This window comes from Vibrio kagoshimensis, assembly GCF_050337535.1.
Lineage (GTDB): Bacteria > Pseudomonadota > Gammaproteobacteria > Enterobacterales > Vibrionaceae > Vibrio > Vibrio gallaecicus.
The window spans coordinates 1-670 of the sequence record NZ_JAKJSZ010000062.1; the positions used below are offsets into that span (position 1 = coordinate 1).

Consider the following 670-nt stretch of genomic DNA (forward strand, 5'->3'; position numbering starts at 1 on the left):
TTTTGCCGGACTCAATTGTGAATCAAACTAGGTTTGATTCGAATACAAGACACTTGAATGTGTTTGTTGTGTTTATCTAGTTAAAGATAAACATTGAGAACTTTTAAATTTGATTGAATTACTCGTAAGTAATCAATCAGTCAGCTTTCCAAATTGTTAAAGAGCAAGAGTTTTTAAAGCGTTAAACTTTCAAAACCATTTTTAAAGATTCTTAAGAAAGAACTCTTAAAGATGGTGGGCGATACCGGGCTCGAACCAGTGACCCCCTGCTTGTAAGGCAGGTGCTCTCCCAACTGAGCTAATCGCCCACGAAAGTTTTAATTCCTTCGTGAGAAAGAATGGTGGAGCTATGCGGGATCGAACCGCAGACCTCCTGCGTGCAAGGCAGGCGCTCTCCCAGCTGAGCTATAGCCCCATATTTTTATTTCCTTGGGAGGAAATGGTGGGTCGTGCAGGATTCGAACCTGCGACCAATTGATTAAAAGTCAACTGCTCTACCAACTGAGCTAACGACCCAATGGTATCCCGTAGGGGAGTCGAACCCCTGTTACCGCCGTGAAAGGGCGGTGTCCTAGGCCTCTAGACGAACGGGACACTGGATATTGAAGAACTTGGGAGTTCTTCGTCTCTTTTACTTTCTAAACCTAATCAATCTGTGTGGGTACTCATC

General features: G+C 43.9%; 4 tRNA genes. All 4 read right to left on the minus strand.

From position 1 onward, the window contains the following. Window positions 1-232: 232 nt before the first annotated feature. The 4 genes from L4C37_RS22420 to L4C37_RS22435 all read right to left on the minus strand — a co-directional run bounded on the left by L4C37_RS22420 (window position 233) and on the right by L4C37_RS22435 (window position 594). Window positions 233-308, minus strand: a tRNA-Val gene (locus L4C37_RS22420). A 31-nt stretch (window positions 309-339) separates the two neighbouring features. Continuing rightward, window positions 340-415: transfer RNA gene (locus tag L4C37_RS22425), tRNA-Ala, on the minus strand. A gap of 25 nt (window positions 416-440) precedes the next feature. Beyond that, a tRNA-Lys gene (locus tag L4C37_RS22430) sits at window positions 441-516 on the minus strand. A 2-nt stretch (window positions 517-518) separates the two neighbouring features. Further along, a tRNA-Glu gene (locus tag L4C37_RS22435) sits at window positions 519-594 on the minus strand. Between the last annotated feature and the right edge of the window lie 76 nt (window positions 595-670).